Here is a 15,162-nt window from a genome sequence, read left to right as displayed (position 1 = left end):
TTAAAATCATTCATAGTTCATCGTGTTATCTGCTGGATTATACTTTAGAAGTTCTGTATATGCATCGCCTTCAATTCCCAATAGCTGACAAAATGCAGGCTCAGTTTTTATCCCACTCCTCTTGAGCTGTCTGACCTGTTCAGCGAATTCTCCACCCCTCAATTGAATAATTTCATGCTCTTTAAGCATATGTAAGTATCCATTCTGAATTTCAGTTGCTTTATCCGTTGCATAAATTTCAAAAAGCTGCTCTTCAATCGTGAAACGGCAGACGATTACACGATCGGCCGGCCGCTGTAACCGAAAATGTGCATGTTTCGAAAAATTAAGAGACAGCATTTCTTCAAGAGCATCAAAATCGTCGACACAAAGAATAATGTCTATATCACTCCCACCCACATCTAGCTGAATCGGTATCGTACCAACTACAATCGGATCATAAGCATCAAGAAGAGTAGTAATTTGATAGTCAGTCAATAACCGATAGGCTTTTTTCTGCACGTCGTTTCCAGACTTCAAATAATCTATGTTTTTAAAATTTATGGTCATAAGTAACGATAAAATCCAATCCGGTTAAATAGGTTTGAATATACTAAACAACAAAAGAAAAAACGTAAACATAATCAAAATTAAAAAATAGCCGCAAGCAAGATTGGACTGAATTATCAATAATAAAAAACGGTTTATACCTACGACAGTGGAAACCGTTAAATAATATTTACTTAACACAAAATCAATACTACTCTCCTACCTTTATCGCGGTTTAAAAATCACCTAGTCATTTAAACAGCTACAAAACAAATGAGAAAACATTTGATTACCAGCATTTTGCTAAGCACAATCGGTACCTCACTTACCTATGCGCAAAATGAAACCACCTCTGCTCTGAATGGAACCGTCAGAGAGGGAAATTCGCCAATCAATGGGGCGACAATTGAAGCCATACATTTACCTTCTGGGACAAAGTACGTTACTTCATCGCGAAGTGACGGACGCTATAATCTCCCCAATATGAGAATTGGTGGCCCTTATCAAATCACTGTAACTTATCTTGGGCATTCACCCAATATCAAGCAGATCGAGAAACTGGCTTTGGGACAAAGCTCAACATTAGATATTCAGATGCAGTCCGCATCGCAAGTATTGGATGAAGCTGTCGTTGTAGGTACGAGACAGGGCAAAGTCTTCAACTCCGGCCGAACAGGTGCGGCACAAAACATTTCCCGCACAGCGATTCAAAATCTACCCACACTCAATCGAAGCTTTACAGACTTTGTCAAACTGACCCCTCAATTTTCGATGCAGTACGGTAATCCTTCTTTTGCAGGAAGAAGCAACCTTGCCAATAACTTTACCATCGATGGCGCGCTATTTAACAACGCGTTTGGACTACAAGGAACCATCGGAAGCCAAACAAACTCGCAACCTATCAATATGGATGCCTTTGAGGAGATTTCAGTAAACATTGCTCCTTATGACGTAAGACAAAATGGTTTTACCGGTGCTGCAATCAATGCCGTAACAAGAAGTGGTACCAACGAAGTACAAGGTTCGTTAAATTATTATTTCAGAAATCAGAATTTAGTCAACAAATACAATTCGGCCGGACTAAGAGCACCAGTCAACAACTTCAGCTTAAAAGGCTATGGTTTTACCGTGGGGGGACCAATTATCAAAAACAAGCTATTCTTTTTTGCAAGCGGCGAGCTTGAGCGAAGAACAGACCCAGGAACAAATTTTATAGCTTCACGCGGAGGAAATACGGGGCCGAATGTTTCAACCGTATCTGCGGAGAAACTTGATGAGCTAGCCAACTACCTTAAATCGATCGGGTATAATCCTGGATCTTATCAAGATTATCCTTTGGATACACGCAGTGACAAATTTTCCGTTAAATTAGATTACAATATCGATCAAAAAAATACCTTAAGCGCTAAATATTTCTACTTTCGTTCCTATCGCGACATCTTACCGTCCAATAGTGGTGCGCCCAAAAATAATCGGCAACCGTCCAACCTTGGCCTACCTTTCAGCTCAGCAGGCTACGGTATAAACAACAACATGGACAATGTGAATTTAGAATTACGTACGCGTATCAGTAGCAAATATTCTAATTCATTGACCGTAGGATACAATGTCATGAACGACTATAGAGAGTCGAAAGGTGGCCAACCATTTCCTTTGGTAGACATCATGAACCCCGACGGTAGTAGCATGACAGCATTTGGTTACGAACCATTTACAGCATTTAATAGCTTAAAGACGAAGGTATTTCAAGCAACCAACAACTTTAATATTTATGCCGGAAAGCATGAGATTACCTTGGGAGCCAATTTTGAAAATTACAAAACCACCAATGGATTTGCACCGAACTATTATGGAGCCTATACATTTGCCAGTTTAGATGACTTCTACAACTCTGCAAAAAATAATGTTTCCAACGCAACCAAATACCAAATCCAATATTCTGTTTTACCTGATGGGTCATTTCCTTATGCAGAAATTTCAGCACGTATGTTTGGTCTATATGCACAGGATGCCTATGCTGTAAATGATCATTTTAAATTGACTGCTGGATTGAGAGCCGATTTGACTAACATATCATCCCCCAATGAACTGAAAAATGATAATGTAACCAAGTTGAATTTTGATCAAGGTGAAAAGATCGATGTATCAAAATATCCAAAGAGTGCAATTCTTTGGTCGCCACGAATTGGATTTAATTGGAATGTCAATGGAACCAATCAAACGCAGGTACGTGGTGGATCGGGAATCTTTACGGGTCGTCCGCCATTAGTATGGATTTCTAATCAGGCCGGCAATAATGGTGTTATGTTTGGTTCTGAATCTATTAATAATCCTACAAACCGCCCATTTACACCTGATGTAGATGCTTATCGCAATGTGAACCACCAAACTGCAGCCAACAACTCGAGTTATAACTTGGCGGTAACGGATAATAACTTCAAATTTATGCAGCTTTGGAGAACGAACCTTGCCATTGACCAAAAATTACCAGGCGGTGTTATTGGTACTTTTGAAGCCATGTATTCAAAAGATATCAATTCGGTCTATTTCCGTAACGTCAATCTAAATACGACGGACGGTAAAGCTTTAGTTGGTGCCGATAACCGTATGCGTTACAATACTCCACGTATTTATGGTGCTGCTCAACCTACTCCCGAAAATCCGAATATTTCCGACGCCATTGTGATGTCCAATACATCAAAAGGTTATAGTTATACCTTGACAGGAACATTGTCGAAAGAGTTCAAAGGTGGATTTTTTGCAAATATCGGTTATACCTATACAGATTCAAGATCTGTGAACGATGGAGGATCTATTGCTCAATCCATGTGGCGTGATCGCTATGTGTCGGGTAATCCAAATAGCGCTGACCTATCTTATTCAACTTATTTGGTTAAAAATAGATTTATTGCCAACTTCTCTTACCGTAAAGAATACCTGGATCATTTAGGAACGACATTCTCCTTATTTTATCAACTGCAGGACGGGCCTCGCTACTCTTATACTTATGGCGGTGACCTGAACAATGATGGTTTGTCTGGTAATGACTTGATCTACATTCCAAATAGTAAAGCTGAAATTGCACTTGTTGGCGACAATGTGCAAGACACTCGGACAGCTGATCAATTATGGTCTCAATTGAACGGATACATTAATCAGGACAATTACCTGAACGCGCACAGAGGCCAATACGCGAAACGTAACGCATTGGTAGGAAAAATGATCGGAACACTGGATATCCGCATCGCGCAAGATGTATTTTTAAATACCAGCGGTAAGAAACATCAATTGCAGATTACTTTTGATGTATTTAATTTCGGTAATATGATCAACAAAAGCTGGGGAGTTGCCCAATTTGCCAACAGAGCGAACGGTATCTTAAATTACAAAGGATTGAATGCGCAGGGACAACCAACATTCTCATTCCCGTATTTAGATGCAACAAATCAGATTCCTTTAACCAACACTTTCTCGAACAGTGTGGATGAAACTTCACGCTGGAGAATTCAGCTGGGTGTACGTTACCGATTCAACCAATAAACAAAAAATAACGTAAATTTGAACCCATCCTATAACAACGGATGGGTTTTTAGTTTAATAATCATGAAAAAACTAGCGCTTTCCATTTTTACATTTCTTGTGACCATGACCTGTCAGGCACAGCATTTTGACCTTGTCCCGCTGGGAATATATGGTGGCGAACAAGAAGACAATCTTTCTGCTTATTTAGTAGGCACTCCAAGAGATACGGCCTTCCTTTGCCTCGACGCCGGAACCATAAATACGGGGATTAGAAAAGCTATTGTGTTGAAAAGTCTAAATGGATCGGTCGAAACAATTTTGCATAACCAAATAAAGGGATATTTCATTTCCCATGGACATCTCGATCATCTATCGGGTCTTATTATTAATTCTCCTGCCGATAGCAAAAAGAACATTTTCGCTATTGATCCGGTCCTTCAAATTCTACAAAATCACTATTTCATCACGGATACCTGGATCAATTTTGGGGATCAGGGCCAAAAACCCATACTAGGAAAGTATCATTACAACAGTTTACAGGAGGGGCTGGAAATGCAAGTACCAAATACAGCATTATCTTTGACGGCATATGAGCTGAGCCATGTAAATCCATATAAAAGTAGTGCAGCACTTGTCCGCCATGATAATCACTACCTCCTTTACCTCGGCGATACTGGCGCGGACCGGGTGGAAAAATCCGATCAGCTAGATAAGCTCTGGAATAAGATTACCCCTCTGATCAAAAATAAACAATTAAACAGCATATTGATTGAAGTCTCCTTCCCAAATAATCAGCCAGAAAATTTACTCTTCGGTCACCTAACCCCCAATTTGCTGCTAGAAGAACTCGTAAAGCTCAAAGAAAAAACGGGACTAAAAAACTTGGAAGGGCTAAGCATAGTAGTCACACACCGAAAACCAACTGGTAACAACCCTGAAATCATTAAAAACGAATTGCTCAACAATAATCCACTTAAAATAAATTATGTTTTCCCCGAACAGGGCAAAAAGATAAGTTTAAACTAATGTAAAAAAGATGAAACCACTATTGGTTTCATCTTTTTTTACCTAGAACTCTTCAATTATATCTGCAATTGTCAAACGTGATTTTGCGGTAATTGCAGGCTGATTTGCATCCTCCACATGTCGATAGCCAATAGCAACTGCAAACAGCGTCTGATAGCCATCGAGTTCCAGTATTTCATCGTAGACGGAATTTTCAATTCCTTCCATTGGGGTTGCGTCAATATGATTTGCAGCACAGGCTGCAAGGAAAAATCCCAAAGAAAGATACACCTGTTGCTTCATCCAGGATTGAACATGGAACTCCCCTTTCGACTGCAAAAATTGCTTATAGTAATTAATCGATCCCTCTGGAAGCGTGTTTGCGATCTGCTCTTCAAAGCGATCTACATCGGTAAGTGCGCTAAAGACAACCAGATGGCTTGCCTCATTTATCTTCTGTGCGTTCCAATAGGATGCGGCAGCGAGTTTTTGTTTCATCTCCCCAGAAGAGACAAAGAAGAATTTCCATGGCTGGCTATTGATGGAAGATGGACTCAATCGGATTATTTCCTTTAATTCAGCGATTTTCTCCTCCGGAATTAGCGCTTCTGAATTATACTTTTTCGTTGTGTAACGTTGCTTTGCAGTTTCTAAAAAAGCCATAACATACAAGATTAAATTAACTATATATTTTATAGTTGCAAACTTAAATATAGTATTATATATTTGCAATAACGGTCAAACTTGATAGTAACAGATGTATTTGATAGACAACAAACAATACCCATGCAGTACCAGCCTAACTATGAAATACATAGGCGGAAAATGGAAAGCAGTAATTTTGATTCATCTAATTGAAAAAAAACGTTATAATGAATTAAGAAAAGAATGTGCATTAATTACCGAGCGTACATTAAGCTTACAATTAAAGGAACTTGAGGCTGATGGTTTAGTAAAGCGTACAGTACATACCGAAAAAGCTCCTTTGAAAGTAGATTACGAACTTACACCATTCGGCAAGACGCTTATTCCGCTATTAGAATCTATTGCAGAATGGGGACGGGAAACGGCTAGTCGGACCGAACGTATTCAACAAATGTAGAGTAGGAACCGTCGACTTTTAAAACGATTATCCATCATAAAGGATCACTTCCTGGTGTCGGTTTATCTTATCGGCAGCTATTATTTCAGTAAAATTTGGACAAAAAAATTTAATAAAGACAGCATTTACGCATCAGGAAGTTTTTGTAAAAACTTCCTGATGAATTAACAATGTGTCACCACTGCCGGAAAACAGATCAATATGGCCACTAAAAAACCTCATCAACAAGTTCTTTATTAACCATTGCTCCAGCTAGGTTTCCTGCAGCAACCGCATTCGCTACAGAACGCATCATACTGGAATTATCTCCACAGGCAAAAACACCCGCGACTGTTGTTTTCTGGAAATTGTCTGTTTTTATATGTCCCTGATCGGTCAATTCGCAACCTAACATAGCAGGAATAAGCGAATGTTGCCTGAAAGGTATGGCAGCATAAACAGCATCAAAGGCAAGTTCACGACCGTCTTTTAATTGTACCTGTTGGACCCATCCATTCTTATGCTGGATTTTAGTTATTTCTTCTTCAATAATCGAAATACCATGTAACTTCAGTTTTGCTTTCTGCTTAACATCAAAACTAGCCTTACCCGAAGTCAATAGCGTTAAGTCGTTCGAGAGATTATTGACCAATCCCGCTACGTGAAGCGCACGCTCTCCATTGGCCATAATAGCAGTTTTTCCTTTTCGGAATTCATAACCGTGACAATATGGGCAATGGATAACCGAAATTCCCCAACAGGCTGAAAATCCTTGTATACTAGGCATAATATCTTCCACACCAGTCGCAAAAATGAGCTTTTTAGCCTGAAAGACGTCCCCATTTTCGATGGTTATTTCATACCCTGTAGCTGTCATCATGCCGCTCACAGCAAGCCCTTTCTGGAACTTGACACTCGGGTAGTTCAGAACTTCCTCCCTCGCTTTTTTCGCTATACTAAGCGGCTTTTCACCATCATGCGTAATGAAATTATGAGAGTGCGGCGTCTGTCGATTACAAGGTAGCCCACTATCGATAATCAACACATTCCGCAAGGAACGTCCCAATGCCATCGCTGCAGAAAGCCCCGCATAACTTCCCCCAACGATAATTACCTCATAGCTTCTATCATCTTTCATAAATATATATATTTAAATATTAATCCTCTTCTGACAAATGATGAAGTAGAATGGAAAATTTTCCTCTACCTCCCTAATTTCCATTAATCCATAGGGATCGAATTCGGCATGAATGGAATCAATATCGTAAAAAAACATATGTACTCCATCAAACATTGCAAATCGATCAGTGCCTATGGCCTCCCCCTTTCCATAGATACTCGCTAGCTTTGATACGGTCGTAAAAATCATATAACCTCCTTCAGCTAATTGGTCAAAGCAATGCTGGATTAACGCATTACGTTCTTCAGCATCCAATAGATGAATAAGCCCGTAACAAAATATACCGTCATATATATCCTGATCAAAAGGCATTTCATTAACCGAACCATGATGGATTATCGTATTTGTCCCAAAGGATTTCCGGGCGAGTTCTATTGCCGTTTTCGAGATCTCAATGCCTGTAATTTTTATTCCATTTTCCAAAAAAGGGCGACCGTTGCGACCGTAGCCGAACCCAGGAATCAGTATATTTTTGATGTTGTGTTCCAAAAAAAAGCCTACTGCAAACGTTGTAGACTTTGCGGCTTCATCCCCCCACATTTCTTGCTTCTCTATAAAATTACGTTCCCAAAATTCCATACTGCTGTTGCTTATATTGTTTAAAATTGAAATCGATCTTGTTTGCTATACCGATTCGGTACTACAGTGGATTAAAAGTCAACTCAGCGAAGATAGTATTTTTCACTATTGCAACTATGTAGCAAAAACATTAAATGCAATTAAATTGCAAATAAATTACAATAGGATGAATTATTGAAATCATGGTTATTTATCAGTATTGAAAACCTGTGCTATGCTTAAATATCTTTGCTGATGAAAATGAATATCATCACAAAAACAAAAACATGAAAACTATAAAGACATTTTTAGCAGCTTCATTATTTCCATTGCTTACGACACAGGCCAGCGCACAAAAATTGGATAAGATGCTTTGGTTTAACGAACCAACAGAATGGAACATCAAAGACAATTCACTTTCGATGTTCGTTACGCCTAAAAGCGATTATTGGCGTATCTCTCATTATGGATTTACAGTAGACGACGCCCCCTTTTTCTATACGCTACGCGGGGGAGAGTTTGAAGTCAAGGCAAAGATCTCGGCGAACTACCAAATCCGCTTTGACCAAGCAGGTCTCATGCTGCGCATTGATCATGAAAACTATATAAAAGCAGGGATAGAATTTGTGGATGGAAAATACAATTTGAGTACGGTCGTTACGCATAAAACGAGTGATTGGAGCATTATTCCAATAGATAAGGAAATCCCTTTTATTTGGATCAAAGCAATACGTCGATTAGATGCTGTCGAATTTTTCTATTCTTTTGATGACAAGGAGTATATCATGATGAGGAATGCCTGGCTGCAGGATAATCACCCTGTTATGGTTGGTTTAATGGCAGCTTCACCAGACGGCAATGGCTTTCAGGCGAAATTTGACTATTTTACGATCAAACACCTTGCAGATCAACGTCGAAGCAAATGGCTGAAAGAGAATAATTCAAACTAAAAAATATCGACGCCCGTCTAAGACAGCCCCATAGACGGGCGTCATCTTAAGTCAGTATGTCCTGCTGCATCTTGTTAAACACACTCACTGCTTCATATGAATTTCGTACACGAAGCTTTTGGAGTATATTTTGCCGATGCCTGTTAACGGTATTAATGCTCAACCCTAGTTTTTCGGCAATTCGTTTACTAATCATCCCCTCCTTGATGCAGCTTAAAATTTCTTTCTCTCGTGTACTAATCGAAGTTTTCGCACCATAGCCATCTAAGTGATGGACTACGCCTGTTACCTGATTGAGGATATAATTTCGAAGATTGATTGAAGTTTCAGTTTCTGGTAGTAAGGTATAACAGCATAAAGCCAGCTGGGGGAATTCCGGTCCTGGGGTGTCCAAGTAAAAAATCTGATGGGACAGCTGGATGATTTGCCCCTCTCTCCCTTCGACCCGAAGTATACTGTTTGCTTGATAATTGAATCGCTCCGCCAGATCCTTTTTTTTGACCAAGTTGAGAAATTGAAGCTCCAAAGCATGCTTAATGGCCAAATCATCGGGGTAAACACGTTCGAGAAGAAAATCTTCCCAAATACCGTTTATTTCCAGCTTCTTGTCATATAAAGGAAGGTAAAGTCGTTCTGCAATTGTCCCCATATAGGTATAACTCCAGTTTGCCGTCAGGTCACTCAGTACGACTATACCGTTATGAATGTCGGCAAAAGTTTTTGCGTAACTCTTATAGTGTTTTAGCACAGATAAATCGATGCTGCTATTTCGTAATCTACGCTCAGCAAAATTTCTATCTAATTTTTTTTTGATCTCCGATTTCATTTTATACTTAAAAGCTTCGTTTTAGGTCTTTAAAAAGAAAGTCCAATTCGGAGATAGGGCAAGGTTGCTTCTTTACTGAACCCTATTACTCCTTGAATAGTTAATAGATCTCCTGGCATAAAATAAATTCCGCCACCATATCCCATATGCCAGTCATTGGAATTTTCATGACTCATCCAGACCCTTCCTACATCATAGAAACCAATTGCCCCGACTGTTCCAGGAACGATATAAGAAGAGTAGCTAAATAATTTCAATCGCATGTCAAAATTATTATAAAGCGCTGTTTTCCCAGTAAATCGCCGAGAATTATACCCTCTTAAGCTCATTTCTCCTCCAATTTGTGCGTGCTGATAAAAGTAGGGATCTCCCCATACCGCATCAAATCCCACACGATTAGCAAAAGTAATATAGTTGTCGGCAACCGTTTTATAAAAACTCATGGAATGCTGTAATTTTGTATAGTTACGGCCTTCGCCTCCAATTTCAGCATTCCACCCCAATCTTGTGTGAAAATGTACTCCCGATTTTGGATTACTGATATTATCACGGGTATCGTAATCTATACCAGTTGTAACCCCAGTGAAAAAATTACTACCGTAGATAGGCTCTGAAGGATATTTTTCATGAAACTCTTCAAAGTATCGTCCAACATTATTTAATTCTTTACTATTATAATATTCGGAGGAGGATCCATAGAAAACCTTGAATTTGGGGGCTAGGTATCTTTCTAGAAAAATATCACCATTCACAAGATCAAATCGATTTCGGTAATAGGAAATGCGCTTTGAATCCGATTTATCAAAAATGGTATTATTTCCATACCCAAAGAAGTTGCTCAGGTTTTTGGGCCCAAGGGATGAAAGATGAATGTAAAGATCATGCCCTGCAATGAGTTCCTTATAATTACCTTTGTAATCAAACATAAATGATTCGCGACCGGTCAAATAACTGGCAAGAAACTGATGCCTATACGCATAAGGTTTCTTTCTGAATCCTTGATTTTCGATCATATACCCCAGTCCAAAAATAAGTCCGCGGTCAACGCCATAGTCCAAATTAAAAACAACGCCTTTACGATCATAGACAAAATTGTCATAGTCAAACGTATGGACAGCGCTGTCTTTGCTCAATTTCAGATGAATAGCATCATCAACCTGCATAGTACCCGGAACCTGGTCTTTACCGTCATAGATATAAACTTTGCTGCCATTGGCAAACTTGTCAGTTGTACGATACAAATCCTGCCCATCACCACCAATTATCCGAATCTTTATCGGTGATTTGCCCGATCCATGTAACTTATATTCATCAGCGCCCGATATACCATATATACGAACTTCTTTGGTCTGATCAGGAACAAAGGTGCGCTTTAGCAATTTTCGCCCTTCGGTGCCATCCTTTTTCTTGTTATGGATATTGACAGTGACCGAACCATCTTTATTGTAATCGACATCTACAAATTCAGATTTAGCAGACAAGGGTAGTTCAACGACACGCGCTAGAAATCGGTAGTAGGTCAATCCACTTTCCATCAGTTCGTCCCTTCTTGAACGAATATTTGTTTCCAGCTCTTTCGCACTCATTTTCACAATAGTATCAGGCATCGTTAACATGGCCTGATGAATCAACGAATCCGTCAATGTTTTCTGAACAAACTGTATTTCTTCAATCCACTCGTCCTCCGTAAGATGCGTGAGAAAAAAATGATCAAAAGTACTTGCATTAAAATTCCAATGGGGTACATTGCGGATATGTGGACTAAAGGGTTGCAAATGGGCCTTCAACCATTGATAGGAAAGTAATGTTGGAAATACACCCGAAGTTTTATAATACACCTTATCCCGATCTCTAGGGACAGGCGTATAGATCTTTTTACCTTTTTCTTTTTCAGGATCCCAACGCCAGTTATCTTGATGGCGATCCCAGTCGCCCAACGTAAAATCTAACAATCTTGCACGTAATGTGAGCTTCTGATCAATTTGTGTATCATTGTCTTCCAATACTTTACGCACAACTTTTGCGCTATTATCTGTTTTTTGATCCTCAAAAGGGGTACGCGCCTCAAACATATAGGCCCTATTCTTAAATACCTCACGATACTCGCCAAACCTAGGGTCATCTCCTACAAAAACCAGTTCCGGTGAAGCTGAAGGAATTCCTAAGGCTTTGTTAAATGGCGGAACGGTCAATGCTCCAAATGGATGATGTATCGAAATCTGATCCTGTACAATATCTTTTGCAAATGTCTTTCGGAGGCTTTCCGGGAGACTGCGTTCAGGATATTTCTGAATGGACCTGAGCACCCACTCCCTACCTGAAGAATCTACCAGTCGAAGCGACTGGGTCTGCATACCGCCGCCCAACTTGACGATCTGAAGGCCACCTCGCTCTGTAGCAAGATCCATCACACGCATCTTAACAGGAGTATTGTATAATTTACGGTAACTATCTCCAAGCCAAAATCGATGCAATAAACCCACTCGGTCATATTCAGGTGCGATCACCGTGGTAATACTGTCCATACGCTGTGCATGCGAATTAAAAACACAGCAACAGGCAATTAATGTAAAGATTCTTCTCATTTTATCTAAGTCGGTCTTCGAGAAATCAACAGTCGATACAGGTAGAATGTTTGATAGCCTCGAAATCTAATTGGGCTAAAGTTCACCTTTTAAAGCAAAGAATCAAAAACTTTCTGCTCCTTTTTTAGCATAAAGCCACTATTTTGATAAAACTTATGGCTCTCGGTTCGAATGGTATTACATCTAACACGCAAACGGCGACACCCTATTGACCTAGCCCAATCGGATGTCGCATGCAATAATAATCGACCCAGCCCCCGACCTCGATATTCTTCATCGACAACCAATCCCATGATTTCCGCATAAACACCAGTCTCCATACTGATAACCTGATGAACTTGAATCCAGCCAACAGTCTTATTGTCAATGGCCCCCACAAATACAGCATACTCTTGCTGCCGCAACAAATCGTCCAAAATAATTTTCATTCCTTCAATATCGGCTGGATAACCCAGTTGCTCGGTCAACCTTACGAACTCCAAGGCATCAGATAATACCGCTTTTCTTACGTCCATAATATTAATTTGTTTCCTATGTTTTAGAATAAGAATAGATCACCCAATACTTCAGTTATGCATCAGGTTGATCCAACAATCGGCGGTGATAATTTATTTGGCCAAGGTGATAAGTTAGATGCGTGGTCAGATGAACGAGCAAATACTGTGTCGTTGTTTTTTCTTCAAACACGAGTATGGGATATATCGCTTGCAGGTTCTCTTCTGACAACAGATCCAAAGAGCGGGTAACCACATCAATCGTATCATTTATCTGATCTATTAATCGTGTTCTAGGAATGTCTTTTAACGAAAACTCGGCCGCTCGATCCCTAATATACCCAGTCTTCCCTATTTCAGCACCGATATAGGTTTGAAGATTTCCTATCAGGTGTAAACATAGATTGCCGGCTGAATTGGAAATATTACGTTCAATAAGCCATATATTCCCTTCCTGTTTGTACAATGAAATTTCATCACGCAGCCTGTTTAAGTCCCGTTGGAAAAGACTTTTTAAATTTTCTATAAGCATAGACTAAATTTAGGCATATTTTCTGCCAAAAAAGCAACTTCTATATCAACGCATCAACTTTAGCCGTCAATAGCCATTTTGATACGAATGAGCAGTATACATCTCTACATGATATTATGTAATTTTAAACTACTCAAATAACAATAACCATGAAGGTATTTTCAAATTTCCCAAAAAAAACCTGGGTAATTTTTAGTGTAATAACAGTCACGACTACCATTCTCTTCGCCAAATGCGATAGCATATCCGATGGAAATGACAGATTGGGTTTTCCATTTCCTTTTTATGAATATATGGGTGGCAAGCGCTCAGTGGAACCTGAGAATCGAAGTAGTTTCAATTCTATTTATTTTCTTTTCGATCTTATTATCTGTTTTGGACTTGCTTATTTTTTCACATTTCTAATCCAGAGATCTAAAAAATAGCGTACATTGAAATGGAATTAATCGACCAAATTATTTCCATCTGTTTTATACAAGTTTTAAGCTAAACCGTCTTTATGATGAAGAAAAGCACAAAAATAACGAACCAAAGTATCGAATCAGCAGGACTTCCCAAAGACCCTAAACATGCCATTGCTGAATATTTCTGGAATGGATTTGATGCAAAAGCCACACAGATTGAACTCGCTATAGACAGTAATGAATTAGGCTACATTAATCGTGTAAGCATACAGGACAATGGCGAAGGCATACCCCTAGAGACACTTTCTTCCTCATTTGGAAACTTTTTGGATTCTATAAAAAAAAATAGTCTCAAACGGAGCTCCTATACCAGAGGAAAAAAGGGAAAGGGTCGATTTTCTTTCTCGCTTTTTGCAACACGTGCGATTTGGGATACCGTTTTTCAGGAGAATGAATATTTCTCAAACTACCGAATTCAAATCGATCGCGAAAGTAAAGAGCAATACGATATCAGTGAAAGCAGGCTGGTAGAATCTAAAAATACGGGAACGCAAGTTACTCTTGAAGGCGTTTTTGGACTTAATGCTACATTTTTTGAAAGCGACGACTTTAACAATTTCCTCGCACAAGAGTTTGGCTGGTTTCTCTACTTAAATAAGGATAGGAATTACGCCATACGCGTCAATGGAAAGCTATTGGCTTATAACCATTTAATCCAGGAAGCTGATCAATTATCGTGGACTGTCTATAGCCCCGAACAGGATAGCTCCTATCATTTCACCATCAATTACATTCGCTGGAACCAGCAAATTGGTGATCGATATTATTATTATTTTCTGAATAGTGATAAAAAGGAAATTGCCAAAGTACTTAGCAGTTTCAACAATAACGCGATCAATTTCCACCACTCCGTCTATGTGGAATCTACCTTCTTTGATCATTTTGAACAACAAGATATCCTCCTATCTACAGAAGATAATCTTTTCTCGGGGAAGGCCAAACAAGTTATTTATCGGAATTTACTTGCTGAGTTACGTGATTTACTCGATAGAAAGCAAAAAAAATATGTACTAGAGCACGCTGTCGCGGTAAAATTAACAGATCTTGAAAGAAAAGGCCTATTGCCCGAATACAGCAACTCGGAACAAGATAAAAAAAGAAAAAACCTATTGTTAGCATTAATACAGGAACTATTTATTGTAGATCCACGCATTTTCTTCGGCATTAAAACAGACCTTATCCGCACCTATCTCGGTTTCATCGACTTGTTATTGCAGTCGGAAAAAAGCACGGAAATCCTCCCTATCATCGAACAGGCACTTCCTCTAACTGACAAAGAAAAGAATCGCATAAAACAGCTTATAACCCGCGCTGTGAACGATGAAAACACTTCTTCCGAGCAGAAAAAATAATACATTTTTATTTAATGACTTTTAGATGTCAATAAATAAAATTAAAAGTATCACTTTTGCTTAACACTGTTAAATTATTTACGCA

Annotated in this window: 13 protein-coding genes; 5 read left to right on the top strand and 8 right to left on the bottom strand. The window is 39.2% G+C overall.

Annotated elements, in window-relative coordinates:
* Positions 1-6: 6 nt before the first annotated feature.
* Positions 7-519, bottom strand: coding sequence for a DUF4269 domain-containing protein (locus B3600_RS17725; protein WP_286753822.1), 513 nt, complete (start codon positions 517-519; stop codon positions 7-9).
* Between the two features lie 282 nt (positions 520-801).
* On the opposite strand from B3600_RS17725, the gene B3600_RS17720 reads away from it, so the two are divergent.
* Both B3600_RS17720 and B3600_RS17715 read left to right on the top strand, forming a co-directional pair.
* On the top strand, positions 802-4,068 hold the full coding sequence (locus B3600_RS17720; protein ID WP_286753821.1) for a TonB-dependent receptor: 3,267 nt from the start codon (positions 802-804) through the stop codon (positions 4,066-4,068).
* Between the two features lie 63 nt (positions 4,069-4,131).
* Positions 4,132-5,076: an MBL fold metallo-hydrolase gene (locus tag B3600_RS17715; protein WP_070565455.1), complete on the top strand. Its 945-nt coding sequence runs from the start codon at positions 4,132-4,134 to the stop codon at positions 5,074-5,076.
* Between the two features lie 42 nt (positions 5,077-5,118).
* Here B3600_RS17715 and B3600_RS17710 read toward each other — a convergent pair whose 3' ends face one another.
* On the bottom strand, positions 5,119-5,718 hold the full coding sequence (locus B3600_RS17710) for a nitroreductase family protein (RefSeq protein WP_070565457.1): 600 nt from the start codon (positions 5,716-5,718) through the stop codon (positions 5,119-5,121).
* Between the two features lie 142 nt (positions 5,719-5,860).
* Here B3600_RS17710 and B3600_RS17705 point away from each other — a divergent pair, with 142 nt between their 5' ends.
* Positions 5,861-6,157 (top strand): winged helix-turn-helix transcriptional regulator, encoded by a 297-nt coding sequence (locus tag B3600_RS17705; protein ID WP_201303552.1) that lies wholly within the window; start codon positions 5,861-5,863, stop codon positions 6,155-6,157.
* 208 nt (positions 6,158-6,365) lie between these two features.
* Here B3600_RS17705 and B3600_RS17700 read toward each other — a convergent pair whose 3' ends face one another.
* The gene (locus tag B3600_RS17700; RefSeq protein ID WP_286753820.1) at positions 6,366-7,274 is read right to left on the bottom strand and encodes an NAD(P)/FAD-dependent oxidoreductase; all 909 of its coding nucleotides are present in this window, start codon (positions 7,272-7,274) and stop codon (positions 6,366-6,368) included.
* Positions 7,275-7,286: 12 nt separating this feature from the next.
* On the bottom strand, positions 7,287-7,895 hold the full coding sequence (locus B3600_RS17695; RefSeq protein WP_070565463.1) for a class I SAM-dependent methyltransferase: 609 nt from the start codon (positions 7,893-7,895) through the stop codon (positions 7,287-7,289).
* A gap of 266 nt (positions 7,896-8,161) precedes the next feature.
* Between B3600_RS17695 and B3600_RS17690 the strand changes: the two genes are divergently transcribed.
* Positions 8,162-8,824: a DUF1349 domain-containing protein gene (locus B3600_RS17690; RefSeq protein ID WP_286753819.1), complete on the top strand. Its 663-nt coding sequence runs from the start codon at positions 8,162-8,164 to the stop codon at positions 8,822-8,824.
* Between the two features lie 46 nt (positions 8,825-8,870).
* Here the strand turns inward: B3600_RS17690 and B3600_RS17685 are convergent, their stop codons facing one another.
* The 4 genes from B3600_RS17685 to B3600_RS17670 form a co-directional block, all read right to left on the bottom strand.
* Positions 8,871-9,650 (bottom strand): helix-turn-helix domain-containing protein, encoded by a 780-nt coding sequence (locus B3600_RS17685; RefSeq protein ID WP_286753818.1) that lies wholly within the window; start codon positions 9,648-9,650, stop codon positions 8,871-8,873.
* A 29-nt stretch (positions 9,651-9,679) separates the two neighbouring features.
* Positions 9,680-12,235, bottom strand: coding sequence for a BamA/TamA family outer membrane protein (locus tag B3600_RS17680; RefSeq protein ID WP_286753817.1), 2,556 nt, complete (start codon positions 12,233-12,235; stop codon positions 9,680-9,682).
* Between the two features lie 89 nt (positions 12,236-12,324).
* A complete protein-coding gene (locus B3600_RS17675) occupies positions 12,325-12,750 on the bottom strand; it encodes a GNAT family N-acetyltransferase (RefSeq protein WP_286753816.1) in 426 nt (141 codons plus the stop codon).
* A gap of 55 nt (positions 12,751-12,805) precedes the next feature.
* The gene (locus tag B3600_RS17670; protein WP_286753815.1) at positions 12,806-13,261 is read right to left on the bottom strand and encodes a DUF1572 family protein; all 456 of its coding nucleotides are present in this window, start codon (positions 13,259-13,261) and stop codon (positions 12,806-12,808) included.
* 499 nt (positions 13,262-13,760) lie between these two features.
* Between B3600_RS17670 and B3600_RS17665 the strand changes: the two genes are divergently transcribed.
* Positions 13,761-15,077, top strand: coding sequence for an ATP-binding protein (locus B3600_RS17665; protein WP_286753814.1), 1,317 nt, complete (start codon positions 13,761-13,763; stop codon positions 15,075-15,077).
* Positions 15,078-15,162 lie beyond the last annotated feature (85 nt).

Source organism: Sphingobacterium sp. UBA2480 (assembly GCF_002341965.1).
In the GTDB taxonomy this organism is placed as follows: Bacteria; Bacteroidota; Bacteroidia; order Sphingobacteriales; family Sphingobacteriaceae; genus Sphingobacterium; species Sphingobacterium multivorum.
Note: the sequence above shows the minus strand (reverse complement) of the source record. Positions and strands in the feature narration are given on the sequence as shown.